General features: G+C 50.7%; 1 protein-coding gene. It reads left to right on the forward strand.

All coding sequences use genetic code 11. The features are described 5' to 3' along the window. Nucleotides 1-77: 77 nt before the first annotated feature. The gene (locus CTY47_RS16705) at nt 78-749 is read left to right on the forward strand and encodes a hypothetical protein (RefSeq protein WP_099465909.1); all 672 of its coding nucleotides are present in this window, start codon (nt 78-80) and stop codon (nt 747-749) included. The last annotated feature ends 105 nt before the right edge of the window (nt 750-854 follow it).

Consider the following 854-nt stretch of genomic DNA (forward strand, 5'->3'; position numbering starts at 1 on the left):
CTCCGTAGGCCTACAGAGGCTCTACAGAACGGATTTCTCAATTTTCAACCTAATATTAACTCTCTAAATTCAAAGTTATGGAACAAACAAAAGCGATCAAAACCCGCTACCTCGCGGCCGGTTTCCTAATAATGCTGGCAATGCTGCCTGCATTGACCGCCTGCAACGACGACGACGGACTAGAAAAAGACCCCACCAAAGGACACACCCTGACACTTACGCTCAAAACCGGCGTAGAAACCATACCGGAAACGAGAGCGCTGATCCGCGAAGCAGCCCCGGGAAGCGAAGCCGCGCAAGCAGGCTTCAACTACGAACTGGTATCGAGTGATACAGACAGTTGTTCTGCGGATATGCCTTCCACCAAAGCGCCAACAACGCTGAAAAACGTCTACGCCCTCCTTTTTAAGAGCGACGGAACGTTCAACGGCAGAGCCAACATCGGAACCATGACGGCAAACACAAACAAAATAGTAACCTTTACAAACGTAGCTGATCCGGCAGCAACAAGTTGCCGACTGGTGATTGTAGCAAACGACAATGCGGCAACAAACAGCTACGCCAGCACGGGAGGCACAGGAAGCTTTGCGAACTTCACAGGAAACTATGCAAACTTTCAAACACTGGTGATGACGAACAATATAGCCGCAGACGCGGACGTACCCTACGCGGGAACAGCAACGGTTAACTTGTCATCGGGTACTTTTGGTGGCACAGCCTCCGTACAGCTCTTAAAAAGGAGGGCGTAGACGTTTTTCAGCGTTGTTGGCGCTTTGGTGGAAGGCATATCCGCAGAACAACTGTCTGTATCACTCGATACCAGTTCGTAGTTGAAGCCTGCTTGCGCGGCTTCG

The organism is Parabacteroides provencensis, from assembly GCF_900232875.1.
Taxonomy (GTDB): domain Bacteria; phylum Bacteroidota; class Bacteroidia; order Bacteroidales; family Tannerellaceae; genus Parabacteroides; species Parabacteroides chinchillae.

Excerpts from the sequence above, each read along its gene's own strand:
- CTY47_RS16705 (WP_099465909.1), top strand. The coding sequence starts at position 78 with ATGGAACAAACAAAAGCGATCAAAACCCGCTACCTCGCGGCCGGTTTC.